The sequence below is a fragment of the Lewinella sp. IMCC34183 genome (genome assembly GCF_003390915.1).
Classification (GTDB): Bacteria; Bacteroidota; Bacteroidia; order Chitinophagales; family Saprospiraceae; genus Neolewinella.
Genome location: NZ_QMEM01000003.1, coordinates 1 through 18,938 on the forward strand (window position 1 = coordinate 1; position 18,938 = coordinate 18,938).

The window sequence follows — 18,938 nt, forward strand, 5'->3', positions numbered from 1 at the left end:
ACAGAACTACCAGCGAGCGCAGCGAGCGGGACTACAGAACTACCAGCGAGCGCAGCGAGCGGGACTACAGAACTACCAGCGAGCGCAGCGAGCGAGACTACAGAACTACCAGCGAGCGCAGCGAGCGAGACTACAGAACTACCAGCGAGCGCAGCGAGCGAGACTACAGAATTACCAGCGAGCCCCCTACCCCACCACCGCCACTTCCTCCTCCTCATCGCGTTCTACCCGCAGGTTATCGATGATGAAGTTCTGGCGGGAGGGGGTGTTCTTGCCCATATAGTAGCTGAGCAGGTCGTCGATGTTGGTGTTGTCGGCCATAACGACCGGTTCGAGGCGGATGCCCTCACCGATGAAGTCTTTGAATTCGTTGGGTGAGATCTCGCCGAGCCCCTTGAAGCGGGTGATCTCGGCCTTGCCGCGCAGTTTTTTCACCGCCTCCTGCTTCTCCTCTTCGCTGTAGCAGTAGTAAGTCTTCTGCTTATCGCGAACCCGAAAGAGTGGCGTTTCCAGGATGTAGAGGTGGCCCTTTTCGACCATATCGGGAAAGAACTGCAGGAAGAAGGTCAGCAACAGCAGGCGGATGTGCATACCGTCCACGTCGGCGTCGGTGGCGATCACCACGCGGTTGTAGCGGATTTCGTCGACGTCGTCCTCGATGTTGAGGGCGTGCTGCAAGAGATTGAATTCCTCGTTCTCGTAGACGACCTTTTTGGTGAGCCCGAAGCAATTCAGCGGCTTGCCGCGGAGTGAAAAGACGGCCTGGGTCTGCACGTCACGGGCCACGGTGATCGACCCGCTGGCCGAATCGCCCTCGGTGATAAAGATAGTGGTGGCCAGCCGGGCTTCCTCGCTCTTGCTCTTGGTGCCGTCACTGAAGTGTACGCGGCAGTCGCGGAGCTTCTTGTTGTGCAGGTTGGCCTTCTTGGCGCGCTGGTTGGCCAGCTTCTTGATGCCGGCGATCTCCTTGCGCTCCCGCTCCGACTGTTTGATGCGTTTCTCCAGCGCCTGGGCGATTGTGGGATTCTTGTGGAGAAAGTTGTCCAGCTTCTCCATCAGGAAGTTCTTGAGGAAGGTCTGGACGGTAGGCCCTTTCGGTCCCATATCGGTGCTGCCGAGCTTGGTCTTGGTCTGCGACTCAAAGACGGGTTCTTCCACCTTGATGGCGATGGCCGCAATGACGCTGGCCAGGATATCCTTGCGGTCGTAGTTCTTATTGTAGTGCTTCTGCAGCGTCTCCACCAGGGCCTGCCGGAAGGCGATCAGGTGGGTACCGCCCTGGGTGGTATGCTGCCCGTTGACGAAACTGAAGTAGTTTTCCCCGTAGGCGTTGCCGTGGGTGATGGCCACCTCGATATCGTGGTCCTTGAGGTGGATGATGTCGTAGCGCAGCTGCTCCACGTTGGTCTTGCGCTCGAGCAGGTCGCGGAGGCCGTTCCTCGACATCAGGGTCTTGCCGTTGAAGTTGATCTTCAGGCCGGCGTTGAGGTAGGCGTAGTTCCACAGCTGGTTCTCAACGAAATCGTTGCGGAAGTGGTACTTTTTAAAGATGCCGGCATCCGGGACGAAACTTACGAAAGTGCCGTTCTCCTCCTTGGTGCCCACCGGCTTGTGCTCCTTGACCAGGTTGCCCCGGGAAAAGTCGGCCTGCTTGAGCTTACCTTCGCGCACGGCGTACACGCGGAAATCATCGGACAGGGCGTTGGTCGCCTTCAGTCCGACCCCGTTGAGGCCCACGGCCTTTTTGAAGGCTTTGCTGTCGTACTTACCCCCCGTATTGATCTTGGACACCACATCCACCACCTTGCCCAGGGGGATGCCCCGCCCAAAGTCGCGGATACGTACGGTGCCGTCCTCGATCACCACGTCGATCTGTTTGCCGTGGCCCATGACGTACTCGTCGATGGAGTTGTCGATCACTTCCTTGAGGAGGATGTAGATGCCGTCGTCCGGGCTGGCGCCGTCCCCCAGCTTGCCGATGTACATGCCCGGGCGCATACGGATGTGCTCCTTCCAGTCTAGGGAGCGAATGTTATCTTCCGTGTATGTGGTCTCTGCCATTTCCTTCCTGCTGTTCTTGGCAGGCAAACATACGAAATCCCCGAAATATTATCAAACAATTTGTTTGCCCGAGTGCATCGGGCATCAACCTTGCCCCGCACCCGCGCCCCGCCGCCCAACAAACATCTGTGGCGTAAGCCCGCTTTTACCGGTGATGTTCCTCACCCACCCTACCGGTCCGACGTATGGCCACTGATTCTTTCCGCTTTCGCTGGTGGTATTTGCTCTTCCTCCTGCCCGTGGTGCTCTACGTCGGGGCCCGGTGGTACGTCGGTCACCGGATCGATCGGGCCATCGCCTCGGCCAACGACTCGGGTAACGTGCTTGCCGTAGCTGATTACGACTACTCCCTGTTCCCCATCGCGCTTTCGGCCCGCGGCATCCGCTTCGAGCAGGACCGCCCCGCCTTCGCCGCCCGCGGTTCCCTCAGCCGCCTGCGGGTGAGTGGCCTCGAGGTATTCAGCCTCATCGGTTCCGACCCGATCGCCCTGAACCGCATCGAACTGTCGGGCATGGACGCCGACGTAACACGCAAACCGGTGCAAAGCAACGACAGTAGTTCTTTAAAACTGGAGGTATCGGCGATCGACCTCGACAGCATCTTCCTGCGCATCGAGGACGCCGCCAACGGGACCTCCCTGCGGCTGGCCGACCTCGGCCTTTCGCTGGAATCCTTCCACCTGCCCTTTCAGCCCACCGGCATCCGCTCGCTGCGCATCACGGCCGACTCGGCCACCTACCGAAAACCGGCGGACGATCTCTCCGTCATCGCCTCCGAACTTACCTACGCCCAAGCCGACGCCTCCACCCGCCTGCAGCGGCTGGTGCTTTCCCGCGGCGGCGACACCCGCGTGGAGGCCCGCGACGTAGCCTTTACCGGCCTCAACGCGGAAGACGTAGACGACCAGATCACCCTCGACAGCCTGACCATCGGGTACCTGGGCGGCGGAGCGCGGGTGCCGGGCGGGTCCGGAGAGGCGCAGGACACTTCCGGTTCCGGTATGCCGGCCCTTCGCGTCAACCGCCTGCACCTCCCGGATATTGACCTGCGCGTGAGTGGCGGATTCGGGACGGCGGACTACGCCGGCTCCCTGAGGGTGACCGGTGTCACCTACCGGGATAGCCTTACCGCCGAGCGGTTGGAGGTGGCGGGAGACAGCATCCGGTACGACAACGGAAAGGACCTGGCCGTGCTGCTGCACCAACTTCAACTGGAGCAGCAAGACCTCCGCTTACCCTTTGCCGGCGGGTCCCTGGGCCCCACCGACATCCGTATCCCGGACTTCAGCGTAGACCAGGGCGCACGGAACATCACCGGCCGGGAGCTCGTGTACCGAAGTACCGCGGGCGACCTGCGCATTGCGGGCGTCACCGTCACCGGCGGCAAGGTAGAGGGACAAGTCGATAGCCTGTTCCTCACCGGTATCCAGCGCGACGCCCTGCTCGGACCGCAACCCAGCCGGGCCGGTCAGCTGGTAGCCGTCGACGCCCGGACGAGGATCAACCGTCCGGACGGCGGCCACTATACCGTCCATACCCCGCGGCTAGTGGCGGACGGTCTTCGGTTCGAGGGGCAGGCCGGAGCCGAGCGGATACGGATGGAAAACGCCTCCTTCGAGCGCTTCGGCTCCGACGGGCGCAAGGATATGGAGGGCACCGGGATCTACGTGGACCAGCGCACCGTCCGCCAGCCGTTCGAGCCGAAGACCTTCGGCCCGGCCAAGGCGCGGCTGGCCCGGCTGCGGATGATCGGCGGGAACGACCTGCCGGTGGATTACGTATTCAACGCAGTAGCCTACGACAGCCGCGCGGGGCGGCTTACCCTCGACAGCCTGCGGCGCGTCAACCGGATCACGCCGGGTGAGCTGTTCGACCGCGAACTGGCGAAGTCCTTCCTGACCTTCGACATCGACGGGCTGCGGGCAACCGGTATCCGCCACGACGCCCTGGTTACCGGCGAGCTCATCTACCTGGACTCCCTGGAGGCGCAGGATATGCGGCTGTCGGTCATCGAGGACCTGTCGCTCACCCTCCCCGACCGCAAGAAGGCCATGCCGATCGAGGCCCTGCGTAAGATCGGCCCGCGCGTGGTCCTTCAGAACGCCCGTTTCAAGTCTACGGATATCTCCTACGGCGTCGTCGACTCCATCCTCGAGCCCAAGACCATTCACTTTCGGGATGCGATGATCCGGATTGCCGGACTAGATACCGAGGTCAGCCAGACCGACTCGGCCACGGCCGTCATTGACGCCACTTTCGAGGGGACGACGCCCCTGCACGCGGAATTCCGCCTGGCCCGCTCGGCCGGGGGGCGCGACTACGCGGCCACGGGCGAACTGGGCAAGTACGACCTCAGCCGGGTCAATCCGCTCATGCGGGTGGCGGCCGACGCCATCATCGACGAGGGCGTGATCGAACGGCTCACCTACCGCAGCCTGATGCAGAACGATACCGTTACCGGCACCATGGACCTGGTATACCGCAACCTGGACCTTAAGGTAGTGGGCAACGGGGCCTGGATCAAGAATCTGTTGTCAGGGGTGGTTGTCAAAAATGATAATCTCCGCGGGGAGGATTTCCGGGAAGGTCAGATCTTCTCCCCCCACGACCCGACGAAGAGTTTTTTTAACTCCTACTGGAAGGGCCTGGTGAGCGGTATGAAGAGCTCGGCGATGTCGGACATCGCGCTGCCCGAGGAACTCGACTAGCCCAGCTCGCTGCCGGCGTCGGCCAGCACATCGCTCTCGCGGGTGAGCACCTTGTCGCGTTTAAGTCGCTTGGTATCTACGTCGCCGTTGCGGCTCAGCAGGATGGCGATGGGACGGGTCTGGGGGAATTGCGCGCAGATGATAATGATGGCTACGGTGATCGGCACGCTGAGCAGCATACCCACGATCCCCCACAGCATGGACCACAGGATGAGGGTGAGCACCACCACCAGCGGACTGATGTTGAGCGAGCTGCCCATAAGCCGCGGTTCGACGATGTTGCCGACCAGGATCTGCACCGCGGTCACGCCGATCACTACCACCAGGAAGGGCGTGAGCGTATCGAACTGGACCAGGGCCAGCAGGGCGGGAAGGGCCGTGGCGGTGATGGACCCGATCGTGGGTACGAAATTGAACAGGAAGATCAAAAAGGCCCAGAACAGGGAGTAGTCGAGGCCGATGATAGAGAAGATAACGAAGCTCAGCGCCCCCGTGGCGATACTGGTGAGGGTCTTTACGCCGAGGTAGGTGCGCATGGCGGCGTTGATCTCGGCCAGTGTGCGGGTGAAGCGGGTGCTGCGGCGCATGTCGAGGCCCAGGGCTTCCATCTTCTTGGGAAAGGTGCCCTGCTCGATGAGGAAAAAGATCACGTAGAGGAGCACGAGCGCGATGCCCTTGGCGGCGCTGGTCACGCCGGCGAGTACGAGCGCGAAGTTGCCGAGGATCTGCTGTCCGAGCTCGAGGTCACCAACTGAGGGCGGCGGCCGGTTGATGCCGAGGCTTTCGTAGGCGTTGGCGATCTGGGCTTCGATCTTAGGCAAGTAGACGCCGCTCTCAAGGATGAAACCATTGACGGTGTTGACGATCATGTCCGATATGGCGTACAGCGCCAGGCCGATGAAGATGAGGGACATGGTCAGGGTGATGCCGTTGGGCAGGCGCGTACCCACGAAGGGGAGGTGGCGAAACTGGTTGTTCAGTGCGTTGACCAGGTACCACAGCACGAGCGCCATGAAGATGGGCACCAGGTAGCTTTTGCCCACCACGATGAGGGTCAGGACAAGGCCGATACTGAGCAGCCAGGCGGCGACGCGAAAAACGGACATCAACAACGGGGGGTTTTGTGCAGGGGTAACGATCAAACACCCCCGATTGTGTTGCTAAACCTCGCCCCCTTCCGGGGAGTTACTTTACACACTGAGCGATTTATCGCTATTTTCGCCGGCCGACCCCTTCGCGGGTTGCCACCAAAAATCTAAACACATACATGAGCGGATCCAAAATTACCATCTCCAACGGCAAACTAAGCGTACCTAACGACCCCATCCTACCCTTCATCGAGGGCGATGGCATCGGTCCCGATATCTGGGCCGCCGCCAGCCGCGTACTCGAAGCCGCCGTGGAGAAAGCCTACAACGGCGAGAAGTCCATCGTCTGGAAAGAAGTACTGGCCGGCCAGAAGGCCATGGACCAGACCGGAGAATGGCTCCCCCAGGCTACCCTCGACGCCATCGAGGAGTACCTCGTATCGATCAAAGGCCCCCTCACCACGCCCGTAGGCGGCGGTATCCGCTCCCTCAACGTGGCCCTGCGGCAGAAACTCGACCTCTACGCCTGCGTACGCCCCGTGCAGTACTTTACCGGCGTTCCCAGCCCGGTCAAGAACCCCCAGGACGTAGACATGATCATCTTCCGGGAGAACACCGAAGACATCTACGCCGGCATCGAATTCGCCGAAGGCACCGACGAGAACAAGAAGTTCCTCACCTGGCTGAAAGATACCTACCCCGACAAGTACGCCAAGGTCCGCTTCCCCGACACGGCCGGTATCGGCATCAAGCCCGTCAGCCAGGAAGGTACCCGCCGCCTGGTCAAGGCCGCCATCCAGTACGCCATCGACAACGGCAAGGACAGCGTGACCCTCGTCCACAAGGGCAACATCATGAAGTACACCGAGGGCAGCTTCCGCGACTGGGGCTACGAGACCGCCGCCAAGGACTTCGGTGCCACCCCGCTCGACGGCGGCCCCTGGCACGTACTGAAGACCGACGACGGTAAGGAGATCATCATCAAGGACGTCATCGCCGACGCCATGCTGCAGCAGATCATCCTACGCCCCAAGGAGTACAGCATCATCGCTACCCTGAACCTGAACGGTGACTACATCTCCGACGCCCTCGCGGCCCAGGTGGGTGGTATCGGCATCGCCCCCGGCGCCAACATCAACTACACCACCGGTATCTCGATCTTCGAGGCGACCCACGGTACGGCCCCCAAGTACGCCGGCCAGGACAAAGTGAACCCCAGCTCGGTCATCCTCTCCGGTGAGATGATGTTCCGCTACATGGGCTGGCCCGAAGCCGCCGACCTGATCATCAAGGGCATCGAAGGCGCCATCTCCAAGAAGCGCGTCACCTACGACTTCGAGCGGCAGATGGACGGGGCTACCCTCCTGAAGTGCAGCGAGTTCGGCGACGAGATCATCGCGAATATGTAAAAGTGAATCTGAGCTGATTTTTAGATTCATCGTAAGGGTCATCGTCTTTGGGCGGTGGCCCTTTTTTGGGTTGCGGGTTGCGGGTTGCGGGTTGCGGGTTGCGGGTTGCGGGTTGCGGGTTGCGGGTTGCGGGTTGCGGGTTGCAACAATATGTTTATTTGTAATATTAGTTAATATTTTTGTTTTATATTTCCCTCCCCATTGCCTACCACTTACCAGAGAAAATGAGTCAATCTTACCAGGACCTTGAGGTCTACAAGCAGTCGCTCGGGCTGTTCTTGCGCGTACATGAGTTTAGCCGCAAATTGCCTAAGCTTGAAACCTACGAATTAGGGAGTCAGGTCCGGCGGTCTGCTGATTCTGTGAATAGCAATATCGTGGAGGGATACGGACGGAGGCGGTACAAACGCGACTTCCTCCGATTTCTGGTCTTCGCCCATGCCAGTAACGACGAGACGGTAAACCACCTCAAGAAGATTGGGATGCTATACCCCGGCCTCCGGGCGGAAGCAGAGGAGTTGCAAGCCGGCTACGATACGCTTGGGCGACAGATCCATAGTTTTAGTTCGTACGTGGCGGTAAAGTGGAAAACTCCAGCTTAGCCCCGCAACCCGCAACCCATACCCTATCCCACCGAACGCCCCACCAACTCCCGCACCGTCAGCGAAATCAGCAGTTGCTCCTCCTTGTCGTTGAGGTCGTCCGGGATGAATTCGAAGGCCCGCTGGCTTAAGGGGTCGCCGGTGGTCGTGGGCAGGGTCGACAGCGCCCCTACCTCGCGGTTGCCTACGCTGACGGGCAGGTAGTTCTCTCGGGCGGTATTCTCGATGCGGGCCAGCTCCTTGCCGCTACGGGCGCCCAGAAGGGTATTGTTGGTGATGGTACCGACCGGCTGTCCGTCAATCTCCAGGCTGGTCTTGCCCTTTTCGGTCCAGTAGACATAATCGTGCTCTGCCGTACGGGCGTACAGCAATTCGTTCACCTGCTTGCCCAGGTAGCGGCGGTAGCTGTAGCTGACCACCGGTTCGTGGAAGATCGTAGTAAAGGTTCCCTTCGCGGTGGTTCCCGTACCGCGCTTGACGACCTGCTTGTCCTGGGTAAGACTGAAGAGGTCGAGTTCCTCGCGGTTCATCTTGACCAGATCGTTGCTCCAGGTATTCATATCCTCCTGAATTTCCCATAACACGCGCCCGCGCTTTTTCTTCGACGGCATGCGGTTACGGCTCCACTGGTTGAACATGTAGACAAGCAGGGACACCAAGAGGACGGAGATGATGAGAAGGACAATCATACCAGGGAAACACCGGTGGCCAGGGCTTGTGTTGAACGCTTGGTAGAATTGCCACGGCCATTCGTCGGTTCCGGGGCGCCAGCCGATACGTTAAAGCGGACTGGATTGCCGAACCCAAGTCGTCCGCCCGGCATTTGAAATACACTGAGCCCCCTAACTGATACCGACTTGAAAACCACTATTGAACAACAGGGCAACGCTACCCTGATCTACCTGACACCGTGGGAATGGATCCCCAACAGCGAACTGCCCGTCATCGTCTACCCCCGTGCCTTTTCCGACGCCAAACCCGGCATCAAGGACCGGGTCGCCAAGCGCCTGCAGACCAGCGGCTGGGGCAACACCTGGGTGGCCGGCATCTACCCCTACCCACACTACCACAGCAATACCCACGAAGTACTGGTGATCCTGAATGGTCACTGTACCGTCCAGCTCGGGGGCCCGGAAGGCTACGACCTGGAGGCCGGCACGGGTGATGTGATCGTCCTGCCCGCCGGCACCGGCCATGCGTGCTATACCCAATCCGACTATCGCGTCTTCGGGGCCTACCCCGGCGGCCGCAGTTGGGACCTGATCACCGGAGCCGCCGAGCACCGGGAACCCGACAACCTGCCGGTCCCGGAGCAGGACCCCCTCGGGGAGCGGGGCATACTTCGGCAGGCCTGGGCACGGGTCACGGCTACTGCCCCCTAACCGCGGGCAGGTTGTTGGTAGCCATTTCCGGATAGTCCGGCCGATAGTTGGAGGTCGGATAGCGGCTCTGCGCGTGTACCGCCAGGCCCCGGCACGTTCCCCGGGCGTCAAACTCAAATGACAGCCCCGTGCCAGTGTCGTAAAGACGGACCGAATCTCCGGCTACGGCGAAGGTGGACAGGGGTCCCTCCAGATTATAGCGGCTTTCCAACTCCTCCCGTTGGCTACCCACCCCGATACCGTAGGAATCGTGAAACTTCCGGGCAGTGGTGCGCGCGACCTGTAAGTCCTTGCGCATGTTATCCGTAGGCTCGAAGGTGAGAATCAGGACCAGCTCGGCGCTGTCCGCCCCGTCCGCCAGGCGGTAGGTGGAAACGGTCGTGCCCGCCCCCGAATCGCTGAACGTTGGCGTACCTATCGTATTCGCGACCGAATCCATTCGTTGCAGTACCGTGAGCGGCCCCAGGCGGTGCCCCGGCACGATCAACAGCGTGCTGTCAACCGGGCGCTCCGGTGCGGCGGTTTCCTGCGTTGCGCTGGCTACCGTGTCGGTCCCGCAGGCGGCACAAAACAGGGCAAGGCCCGCCAGCGAGGGGAAGGCTATTGATCGCATCATCCACCTACGTGTTTGACGCCGAAGTGTTCCATCACTAGGGCATGGTTGATCATGGCCCCGGCCCGCGTACCGGCACCGGTGGCAAAGCTTACGGTTCGCATCCTGGTCGTACAGTCACCGGCGGCGTATATGCCGGTGACGGAAGTCATGTCAAATTCATCGACGTGGAGCATGCCGTGTTCCGTAAGCTCGCAGCCCGCCTCCTCCGGCAACGGGCACTTTTGCCGGAGCTCGGGATGAAGGTAGAGGGCGGTGATCGCCTCCTGCGTCCCACTGGCCAGGGCCACGCCGGTAAGCTGACCACCCTCGTGGAGCAGTTCGCGCACGGGTTCTTGCACGATCCGCACCTCGCACGCCTCCAGATCGGCCGGATCGAAGGCGGCCGGCCCATTGGTGAACAGCGTCAGGTCACTCGTCCAGTTCCGGATCAGTTGCACCATGTTGACGGTATGCTCTCCATTCATCAGGATGCCGGTGGGTTGCTCCCGGATCTCGTACCCGTGGCAGTACGGGCAGTGGACGACCGACTTCCCCCAGCATTCCTGCATCCCCGGAATGTCCGGCAACCCGTCGTGCAGCCCCGTCGCAAACAGCAGCTTCTTGGCCCCGTATCGCTCGCCAGCGGTGGTGGTAACGGAAAATTTTCCGTCTTCACCGGAGAGCTCCACCGCGCGGTCCCGCACCAACGCAACCGTAGCGTAGGCCAGCACCTGGCGCCGTGCGGCGTCCGCGATCGTACCGGGCGCTTCCCCGTCGTGGGTAATGAAGTTGTGCGACGCCGGGGCGTAGCGGTTGCAGGGCTCCCCCCCGTCAATGATGAGCGTACGCCGCAGCGCGCGGCCCAGGGTCATACCGGCGGACAGTCCGGCGTAGCTGCCGCCGATGATGATTACTTCGTAGGAATTGGACATACCGTGATAGTTTCCGTAGGAACACCACTTAACGCTATTCAGTTGCATTAAGGAAAACACTGATACTGCTTCCTAACGCCGGGTCCGGTAAACGGGTGCGGCCCACCGTCACTTTCGTGCTACTGGCAGTGTACTTTCCGGGTTACCACCGCAAGCGCAGCCAGCGTTACCCTACCGTTTCCCTTCGTAAAACTGCACCACCTCGGGGTCCACCATCACGTCGCGTATCGTCAGGGGCTGACGGAGCACGATACCGTCCAGCGTACGGCAGCGGCTGAGGGCCACGTAGGTCTGCCCGTGCTCGAAGGCCCCCGAGCGGCCCAGGTCGACGATGATGCGATCGAAGGTCTTGCCCTGGGCCTTGTGAATGGTGACCGCCCACGCCAGCCGCACGGGTAGCTGCCGGTACGTTCCGAGGGTTTCGGTGGCGATCTTGCGCAGGTCTTCCCCGTCGGTGGTGTAGCGAATAATGTCCCACTCGTCGTACTCCACCTCTACCTCTACCGGGCGGCCCTGCTCCACGATCTCCAGTACGACCGACTTCGACTTACACTCACGGACCGTGCCAATGGTGCCGTTCACAAAGCGGCGGTCGCTATCGTTACGCAGGGTCATCACCTGGGCCCCCACCTTGAGGCGCAGCAGCTGGGGTACCGGAAACAACTTGTCGGGGAAGTTTCCCTTCACCTCGGCGGTATAGAGGTGTTCGGGACTGTCGAGCGCCTCCAGCGCGTTGGCGTTGATGCGGGTGACGGTGGCGTTGCGGGCGGCGAGGGTGAGGTAATTGCTACCCTCCTCGGGTTCGAAATCGGGCAGGCAGCGGGCGTTGAGGTCGGCCAACTCGTCGTGGTCGATGGTCGCGTTGCGGATACTTTCGAGCAGCCGCAGGAAGTAACGGCTGTCCTGCCGGTACACCTGCCGCAGCTCGATCATCTCCAGGTCGATGTAATCCAGGCAGTCGGCACTGAAAAAATAGGCGCTGGCGTAGCGCAGGCTGAAGAACTCCCGCTCCGTATCGCTGCTTACGACCGGAGGCAACTGAAACAGATCGCCGAAAAGAATCAGCTGTACGCCGCCAAAGGGCTCCCCGCTGCCGCGGTTCAGCCGCAGCCCGTAGTCGATGGCCTCCATCACGTCGGCCCGTACCATGCTGATCTCGTCGATCACCAGCGTCTCCAGGTTCTGAAAGACCCGGTGATTACGGCGGTTGGGCCGGATGTCCTTCGACTGCAGCAGCCGCGGCGGGAAGTTGAAGAAGCTGTGGATGGTTTGCCCGCCTACGTTGAGCGCCGCCACCCCCGTCGGGGCCAGTACCACCACGTTGCGCCGGGTACTGCGCTTGAAGATCTGCAACAGGGTCGATTTGCCCGTACCGGCCCGCCCCGTCACGAAGAGGTGGGCACCGGACTCCATGCGCTCCAGCGCGTAATTAAAATCGTCGGACAAGACCAGGGGTTCGGGCATGGCGCGAAGGTAGTGCGACGGGCAGGGATACTTCTCGGGTACGGAACCTGCCCTACCCCGGCACTGCCGGAAAGCCCGCCCGCCGGAAGCCGAGCTCATGAACAAACTAATCGATGCGTATTGATTTTTTGCTCACTACCCTCCCGGTAGCCGTATCGGCCATCCTCCTCCTGGAGAAGATACTCTGGTACGGATTACACACCTCCGCCGGACCGCTCCCGCAGGCCGGAACGTGCGCAACGGTGTTGCCATTCCTGAGTCAGGGGGATACCCTGACCTGTGGAATGCCGATCTTTGCGGCTCCTATCACAGCAGTACCATGCGTGTCCCCCCTGGTCGGCCCGGCCCTCGCCGGCGCCACGTAACGGTGGGACGCGTATCCAGCTACAGATCTTTACGGCTGGATACGCGGTAGCGAGCGATGGGTCGACGTGGGCCCTCCACGCGCCGAAACACTCTGGCGGGCATGGAAACCGGCTTCCATGCCCGCCTATACCAACCTGACCAACGTGGACATCGCGGCGCTGGTAGCCTACATTAAATTAAGCCCGCCCGTCAGGTGATGAGAAGTGGGCCGCAGGTGTCCGTCAGGTGTGTTTTATCGTCCCATTTTTACCTTCGTCCCCGTCATTGGACCGCACACCACCCAACAAACGTGTTCACTTGAACCCTCGCTAGAATTAATTTAATGTCGGCCAAACGACTCATATTACCGGTATGTGCTTATCTTTCACGAGATATCCTAAAAACAGGCCGTTTGCCGCACCGGGCTGATTTGGGCGGTTGCAGAAAATTCGTCAGCGGGTTACTTTAGTTGTCAATGTCTGACACATCGTTCAACATGCGTTTTTACACCTTACCCTACATATTCTACGCCTGCATCGCCCTGACCCTGGTCAGCATTGCCTTCCTGTCCCGGGCGGAAAATTCCTATGAATTTAGCAGATTAAGACCCTGGAGCGTTGCGGACCTGACCGAGGTTGCGTCCCATCCCAATCCGGAGCGCGGTGCCGAACTCTGGAATCGCTACGTTTGCTGCAGCTGCCAGGAAATGGCGTCACCCACCAAAAGCATCTCGCCCCCAGTGGCGGAGGTGCGATCGAACTGGCCCTACTACGAGCGGGAAGAACTACTCGCCATCCTCCTCAAGAGCGGTGAGCAGATCCGGCAGGGGAAACCCGAGGGCACCCAACTCTGGGAAGCAGTCACGCCCGCAATCCTGACCACCATCTCCGACCTGTCGTACCGCGACCTGCAGGACATGCTGGCGTACGTGTCCATCACCGGCTAGTCGCCCGACGCCGTACCTTTGCGGTATGCACACCTCACGCTTTTTCCTGCTGCTGGCCGGCGTTACGCTGCTGGCGGTAGCTGGCGTAGCCCTTAGCCACTGGTTGTTGCCCATCGGCTACGCGCTACCGTTTTCGGTGGCTACCCTGCTGCTGTTCCTGTTTCTGTGTACCGTGATCTTTTTCCTGGGCCGGCGGAGCGCGGGTGCGGCGAATCGCATGTTATTCAGCAATGTCTTTCTGGCTGCCACCATGGCGAAGATGTTCCTGTGCGGCATCCTGGTGGTGGGCTACGTGATCCTGGGCGAACCGGAAAGCAAGCTCTTCATCGTCCCCTTCTTCTGGCTGTACCTGGTGTACACCGGCTTCGAGGTCTACTTCCTTATGAAGGTGAGCGCGATCGTCGCGCGGCCTGAGCCCGCCGAATCATAGGCGGTAATTTACCCCTAGCTTCAGGAAGGTCGACGGAATAGATCCCCAGGCGCGCCGTCGTCGCAGGTCGGCCGCTACGGAGACCCCGATCCGCTCACCCTGCGAAGCCAACTGCACCGAGTAGTACCCAGTAATATTTCCGCTGACGTTGGCCCCCGAAACGTTACTCCAGATCTTCCTGTAAACGGTATACCCCAGCCCTATCCGCAGGGAGTACACCTTGGGGCGTACCGTATAGCCCGCCAGTAGCTGACCGTACAGCAGCAGGCGGTTGGATTCGCGCTGAAAGCGCTCCTTGTAGTGCGCGCGCACCACGCCGAGCCCCGTCAGCAAGCGCAGGTGACCCGCCCCCCACAATCCGTAATCCCACAGGTACCCCAATGCAGCCGACGGGGTGGTTGCATTGACATCATCCCCCGTGGCTAACACTAGGTCCAGGCCAAGCGCGTGGTAACTCGCGACGGAGGCCTTCGATCCGGCCGCAAACCGGTCTGTCACGGGGGTCCGTTGACAGTCCGCCGCCGGCCGGATCACCTCCAGCATCCCCCGGTCGTGGAAGCCGGCGCCCTTTGCCGCCGTGACGGCCGCCGCGCAATCCGCGACCACGTAGGCCAGTACATTGCGGTAGCGACGGGATACCTCCCGTTACCCGACTGGCTCACCGTCCAGCAAGTCCAGTTGGTAAAGCTCCCCGCCCTTCTCGATCAGGTAGAGGTAGGGCTTACCGCCGTCCGCCCGCATATCGTATTCGCTGGACCGCAGATCGACGCGCAGAAGAGTAAGGTGCCCGGCGAAGAGCACGCGTCCCAGTCGCTGAACGACTGGCCTCGTGCCGGTTTCATCCGCCGAAAGCTTCACCGCTACCGTTCGGTACCGCTCTCCGTTGTGAAGCCGCAGGCGGTCGATCTCGCCGATCGGGTAATGGCGGCTGCGCCGGCCCGCGCGGTTCTCCGCGACGACTTCCCGAATGTAGGAGCCGGTAACGGGCGCGCGCAGCGACGCTACGTGTACGGTCCCGTCGGTGAGAAAGAGGGTGTCCTGGGCGCACAGCCCACCCGCGCAGAGCAGGCTGACCAGCAGAAAAAATAGTCTCATGCAACAGCGTGGGTATGATTACGAATCGTTGCGGCAAATGCGGCAATCGATCACCGGGTCTGGTGTAGCACAAAAACGCGAACCCGCCGACGGTAGTGCCCCGCCCGGTCACTTTGGCACCGCCCCGCACCGGGTCGCGGCCCCAAAGCCGTACTTTGCGCCGATGCAGTACATTCTTTTGGCACTCCTGACCCTGGGCCTGACGAGCTGCGGTTCCGACGCACCGGCCCGGGCGGGACAACCCACGCCCGTAGCCCCCACCGCCGTAGACCCCGCACCCGCGGCCCCGCCCGCCTCCGCTCCCGCAGACAGCCTGTTCGGCCTCCCCATCTATACTTACATCACCGGGCAGTTCGACCCCGCCGAACAGGAAGCTTTCGTGCGGGTGGACGATACGTACACCGACGGCGACCCCTACCTGCTGCACCGCGACGCCTACGCGGCCTTCGAGCGGATGCACGCCGCCGCCCTGGCCGACGACGTACGGCTCACCATCGTCTCGGCCACCCGCAATTTTGCCCGGCAGAAGCAGATCTGGGAAGCCAAATGGAACGGTCAGCGGCTGCTCGAGGGTACCGAGCGTGCCAACGAGGTCTACCCGGACCCCGCCGAGCGGGCCCGCGCTATCCTGCGGTACTCCAGCATGCCCGGCACGAGCCGCCACCACTGGGGCACCGACATGGACCTCAATGCCCTGAACAACGGCTACTTCCGGGAGGGGAAGGGCAAGAAAATATACGACTGGCTGACCGCCCACGCCGCCGACTACGGCTTCTGCCAACCCTATACGGCCAAGGGCCCCGACCGCCCCTCCGGCTACGAAGAGGAGCGGTGGCACTGGAGCTACGTGCCCCTGGCCACCCGCCTGACCGACTACGCCGCCACCCGGCTGAACGACGCGGACATCAGCGGGTTTGCCGGGGCGGAGGCCGCTCCGCGCATCGAGGTGGTCAAAAACTACGTGCTCGGCGTGAATCCCGCCTGCAAGCAGTAGGGCTTAGCGGCTGCCCGTCAGGGGCTTGCGCGCGGTGCGGGGTAGTATACGCGCCGCGGCACGACCGGCGGGTAAACTTATGGCGGGGTTGCCCGCGTTTACCCATACACACAAGACTTGCCTATGGAACTTTACGACATCAACCGCTACGCCCTCATCGTTACGCCCAGCGAAGCCTTACTGCGGTGGGCCATCCGTGAAGATCCGACCGTCGAGGAAGAGATCGACTTCGACGACACCTCCGACCTGACGACCGTGTACCTGCTGCCCGACTTCGACGAGATGGAGGAGGCCGAGGAATGGCTCTACAAGAACTTCATGCCCATCCTCGAAAACCTGCTCGGCGAGTGGGTAGAGGACGACAGCAACTGGCCGGATAACCTGGCCTTTAATCACTTCGAGAAATTCAGCGACTACACGATCACGAATATGGTGATTGACACCCAGGACGCCAGCTACGACCAGGAGGACGAAGATTAGTATGCATTACCAACGCCCCCCCGAGGCCATCGCCGATCTGGTCAACCTGAAGCCGGATCCGCTGATGCTCTTTGGCCCCGACCGTGACTACATCATCATCGCCGACCGGCCGATGTACCCCGGGATCGAGGAACTGCGGGAGCCGAAGGTGAAGCTCGCCGGCCGGCAGATCAATCCGGCCTCCTTCACCCCCCACGGTACCCGGGGCTTTCACCTTCCGCGCCTGCGACAGGTGTCCGCCGGTACCGACCGCCCTTTCGAGGGGCTGCCGGAGGGGGCCATGTTCCGCTATTTCTCCTGGTCGCCGGACGGCAACCGGATCGCCTTTTGTCTGGTGACGGATACCGGGCTCCAGCTCTGGACCTGCGAGCGGGATACCCTGGCGTGCCAGCCGGTGGGCGACAACGACGTAAATAACAGCCTGGGCGGCTCGCCCTACGACTTCATCGGCAACGACCGCTTCCTGATCAAGCGACGCCCCCCCGGCGCCGTGGAGCCCCGCCGCCCGGACAACGTCACCGGGCCCGTGGTCCAGGACTCCTCCGGCAAGGAGGGGGCCAACCGCACCTACACCAACCTGCTGCAGAACGACCACGACGTCGCCCTGTTCCGCTACTACGCCACCGGTCAGCTGTACCTCCACCGGCTCGACACCGGCCACGAGAGCCCCTGGGCCGAACCGGGCATCATCGCCGGCCTCGGCGACAGCCCTAACGGTAACTACTTCCTGATTACCTACGTGGTCGAGCCCTTCAGCTTCAACGTACCCTACGACAAGTTTGCCGATCGGGTCCTGCTCCTCGACCGAGAGGGCAACGTCCTGCGCGAGCTCGCCCGGCGGCCCGTCGTGGAGCACCTGCCGCCCGCCTTCGGGGCGGTCATCACCCAGCCGCGGCGCTTCAACTGGCGGAGCGACCACCCCGCCCAGCTGTACTGGACCGAGGCCATCGACGGCGGCGACCCGCGGCGCGAGGTAGCCTACCGCGAGCAGCTGTACTACCTGGAAGCCCCCTTCACCGGCCCGCCGCAGCCCAGCATTCGGCTGCCCATGCGCTTCGGCGCGTTACGGTGGGCGCGCGGCGACCTCGCGATCGTCGTCGACTGGGAGTGGGCCACCCGCCGGCAGGTTACCCGCCGCTGGTACCCCGACGCCCCCGAGCGCGAGCCGGAGGTGCTCTTCGACCACAACTGGGAGGACAACTATAACGATCCCGGCAACGTGGTCACCGTTTCCCTGCCCAGCGACCACAGCGTATTGCTCACCCGCGATAACGGCGAGACCCTGGTGATGGTCGGCAACGGGCACCGGCCGGAGGGCCCCCAGCCCTTCATCGATGCCTTCAACCTGCACACCCATGATAAAGTCAGGCTGTGGGAGAGCCGTCCGCCCTACTTCGAGCGGCCGCTGTTCTTTATCGACGAGGACCCCGACTATTTCCTGCTCGCCCGCGAGCAGGCCGGCGAGCGACCCAACTTCTTCCTCCACCACCTGCTGTCCGGGGAAGAGGTGCAGGTCACCGACTTCCCCCACCCCTACCCCCAGCTCCGGGATACGGGCTACGAACTGCTCACGTACACCCGCGCCGACGGCGTACAACTCAGCGGGGAGCTGCATACCCCCGCCGACTTCGAGCCCGGCCGCGACGCCCCCCTGCCCATCCTGATGTGGGCCTACCCCCAGGAATACAAGGACGCCGACAAGGCGGGGCAGGTGCTCACCAGCGCCCACCAGTTTCGCCGCATCAGTCCGCTCTCTCCCCTGCCCTTCCTGGCGGCCGGCTACGCGGTCTTCGACGACTTCGCCATGCCCATCGTGGGCGAGGGCGACGAGGAGCCCAACGAAACCTTCATCGAGCAGGTCCGTATGAACGCCGAGGCGGCCGTGCGCAAGCTGGTCGACGCCGGCGTAGCGGATCCGCGGCGCATCTACGTGGGCGGCCACAGCTACGGGGCCTTCATGACGGCCCACCTGCTGGCGCATACCGACCTCTTCGCCGCCGGGATCGCCAGGAGCGGGGCCTTCAACCGGACGCTTACGCCCTTCGGCTTCCAGGCTGAGGAGCGCACCTTCTGGCAGGTACCGGATACCTATGTGCGCCTGTCGCCCTTCGTGCACGCCGACAAGATCGACGCCCCGCTGCTGCTCATTCACGGCGAGGAAGACAGCAACAGCGGCACCTACCCCGTACAATCCAAGCGCATGTTCACGGCCCTGGACAACCTCGGCAAGACGGCCCGCCTCTGCCTGCTGCCCTACGAAGATCACGGCTACGCGGCCGAGGAGAGCATCCTGCACATGCTCTGGGAGATGCACCGCTGGATGGACCTCCACCGCAAGCCCCGCCCGCGCCGGCGACAGGAAGGGGCGGGGACGCAGGTGCAGAGCCGGTCCTGATGTGAAGGCCAA

17 protein-coding genes and 1 pseudogene are annotated in these 18,938 nt (G+C 62.1%); 10 read left to right on the forward strand and 8 right to left on the reverse strand.

Going from position 1 to position 18,938, the window contains the following annotated elements:
* A pseudogene (locus DQG19_RS21310) lies at positions 1-245 on the forward strand (hypothetical protein); the annotation flags it as partial.
* Here DQG19_RS21310 and DQG19_RS07545 read toward each other — a convergent pair.
* The gene (locus tag DQG19_RS07545) at positions 187-2,061 is read right to left on the reverse strand and encodes a DNA topoisomerase IV subunit B (protein ID WP_116125647.1); all 1,875 of its coding nucleotides are present in this window, start codon (positions 2,059-2,061) and stop codon (positions 187-189) included. The pseudogene DQG19_RS21310 and the gene DQG19_RS07545 sit on opposite strands and share 59 nt — an antisense overlap.
* A 185-nt stretch (positions 2,062-2,246) precedes the next feature.
* Between DQG19_RS07545 and DQG19_RS07550 the strand changes: the two genes are divergently transcribed.
* Complete coding sequence (locus tag DQG19_RS07550; protein WP_157974384.1) at positions 2,247-4,769, forward strand: hypothetical protein; 2,523 nt, start codon at positions 2,247-2,249, stop codon at positions 4,767-4,769.
* Here the strand turns inward: DQG19_RS07550 and DQG19_RS07555 are convergent.
* Positions 4,766-5,875 (reverse strand): AI-2E family transporter, encoded by a 1,110-nt coding sequence (locus DQG19_RS07555; protein WP_116125649.1) that lies wholly within the window; start codon positions 5,873-5,875, stop codon positions 4,766-4,768. The two genes, DQG19_RS07550 and DQG19_RS07555, sit on opposite strands and share 4 nt — an antisense overlap.
* 161 nt (positions 5,876-6,036) lie before the next feature.
* Between DQG19_RS07555 and icd the strand changes: the two genes are divergently transcribed.
* Together icd and DQG19_RS07565 are read left to right on the forward strand one after the other, a co-directional pair.
* Complete coding sequence (icd, locus tag DQG19_RS07560; RefSeq protein WP_116125650.1) at positions 6,037-7,266, forward strand: NADP-dependent isocitrate dehydrogenase; 1,230 nt, start codon at positions 6,037-6,039, stop codon at positions 7,264-7,266.
* 224 nt (positions 7,267-7,490) lie between these two features.
* Positions 7,491-7,868: a four helix bundle protein gene (locus DQG19_RS07565; RefSeq protein ID WP_116125651.1), complete on the forward strand. Its 378-nt coding sequence runs from the start codon at positions 7,491-7,493 to the stop codon at positions 7,866-7,868.
* A gap of 23 nt (positions 7,869-7,891) precedes the next feature.
* Here the strand turns inward: DQG19_RS07565 and DQG19_RS07570 are convergent, their stop codons facing one another.
* Positions 7,892-8,557: a hypothetical protein gene (locus tag DQG19_RS07570; protein WP_116125652.1), complete on the reverse strand. Its 666-nt coding sequence runs from the start codon at positions 8,555-8,557 to the stop codon at positions 7,892-7,894.
* Between the two features lie 168 nt (positions 8,558-8,725).
* Between DQG19_RS07570 and DQG19_RS07575 the strand changes: the two genes are divergently transcribed.
* Positions 8,726-9,250, forward strand: a complete 525-nt coding sequence (locus tag DQG19_RS07575) for a cupin domain-containing protein (RefSeq protein WP_157974385.1) — start codon at positions 8,726-8,728, stop codon at positions 9,248-9,250.
* Here DQG19_RS07575 and DQG19_RS07580 read toward each other — a convergent pair.
* The 3 genes from DQG19_RS07580 to DQG19_RS07590 all read right to left on the reverse strand — a co-directional run bounded on the left by DQG19_RS07580 (position 9,237) and on the right by DQG19_RS07590 (position 12,241).
* Entirely contained in the window at positions 9,237-9,866 is a 630-nt protein-coding gene (locus DQG19_RS07580) for a hypothetical protein (protein WP_116125654.1), read from the reverse strand. The two genes, DQG19_RS07575 and DQG19_RS07580, sit on opposite strands and share 14 nt — an antisense overlap.
* Positions 9,863-10,777 (reverse strand): NAD(P)/FAD-dependent oxidoreductase, encoded by a 915-nt coding sequence (locus DQG19_RS07585; RefSeq protein ID WP_116125655.1) that lies wholly within the window; start codon positions 10,775-10,777, stop codon positions 9,863-9,865. Before DQG19_RS07585 ends, DQG19_RS07580 begins: the two co-directional genes overlap by 4 nt.
* A gap of 171 nt (positions 10,778-10,948) precedes the next feature.
* Entirely contained in the window at positions 10,949-12,241 is a 1,293-nt protein-coding gene (locus DQG19_RS07590) for an ATP-dependent RecD-like DNA helicase (protein WP_116125656.1), read from the reverse strand.
* An 841-nt stretch (positions 12,242-13,082) separates the two neighbouring features.
* Here DQG19_RS07590 and DQG19_RS07600 point away from each other — a divergent pair.
* Both DQG19_RS07600 and DQG19_RS07605 read left to right on the forward strand, forming a co-directional pair.
* Entirely contained in the window at positions 13,083-13,532 is a 450-nt protein-coding gene (locus DQG19_RS07600) for a hypothetical protein (RefSeq protein WP_116125658.1), read from the forward strand.
* 25 nt (positions 13,533-13,557) lie between these two features.
* Positions 13,558-13,962 (forward strand): hypothetical protein, encoded by a 405-nt coding sequence (locus tag DQG19_RS07605; protein WP_116125659.1) that lies wholly within the window; start codon positions 13,558-13,560, stop codon positions 13,960-13,962.
* Here the strand turns inward: DQG19_RS07605 and DQG19_RS07610 are convergent.
* Both DQG19_RS07610 and DQG19_RS07615 read right to left on the reverse strand, forming a co-directional pair.
* On the reverse strand, positions 13,957-14,568 hold the full coding sequence (locus DQG19_RS07610) for a hypothetical protein (protein WP_116125660.1): 612 nt from the start codon (positions 14,566-14,568) through the stop codon (positions 13,957-13,959). The two genes, DQG19_RS07605 and DQG19_RS07610, sit on opposite strands and share 6 nt — an antisense overlap.
* A gap of 39 nt (positions 14,569-14,607) precedes the next feature.
* Entirely contained in the window at positions 14,608-15,057 is a 450-nt protein-coding gene (locus DQG19_RS07615) for a hypothetical protein (RefSeq protein WP_116125661.1), read from the reverse strand.
* Between the two features lie 163 nt (positions 15,058-15,220).
* Between DQG19_RS07615 and DQG19_RS07620 the strand changes: the two genes are divergently transcribed.
* The 3 genes from DQG19_RS07620 to DQG19_RS07630 all read left to right on the forward strand — a co-directional run bounded on the left by DQG19_RS07620 (position 15,221) and on the right by DQG19_RS07630 (position 18,926).
* On the forward strand, positions 15,221-16,051 hold the full coding sequence (locus DQG19_RS07620) for a M15 family metallopeptidase (protein ID WP_116125662.1): 831 nt from the start codon (positions 15,221-15,223) through the stop codon (positions 16,049-16,051).
* Positions 16,052-16,174: 123 nt separating this feature from the next.
* Positions 16,175-16,531, forward strand: coding sequence for a hypothetical protein (locus DQG19_RS07625; RefSeq protein ID WP_116125663.1), 357 nt, complete (start codon positions 16,175-16,177; stop codon positions 16,529-16,531).
* A gap of 1 nt (position 16,532) precedes the next feature.
* On the forward strand, positions 16,533-18,926 hold the full coding sequence (locus DQG19_RS07630; protein ID WP_116125664.1) for an alpha/beta hydrolase family protein: 2,394 nt from the start codon (positions 16,533-16,535) through the stop codon (positions 18,924-18,926).
* Positions 18,927-18,938 lie beyond the last annotated feature (12 nt).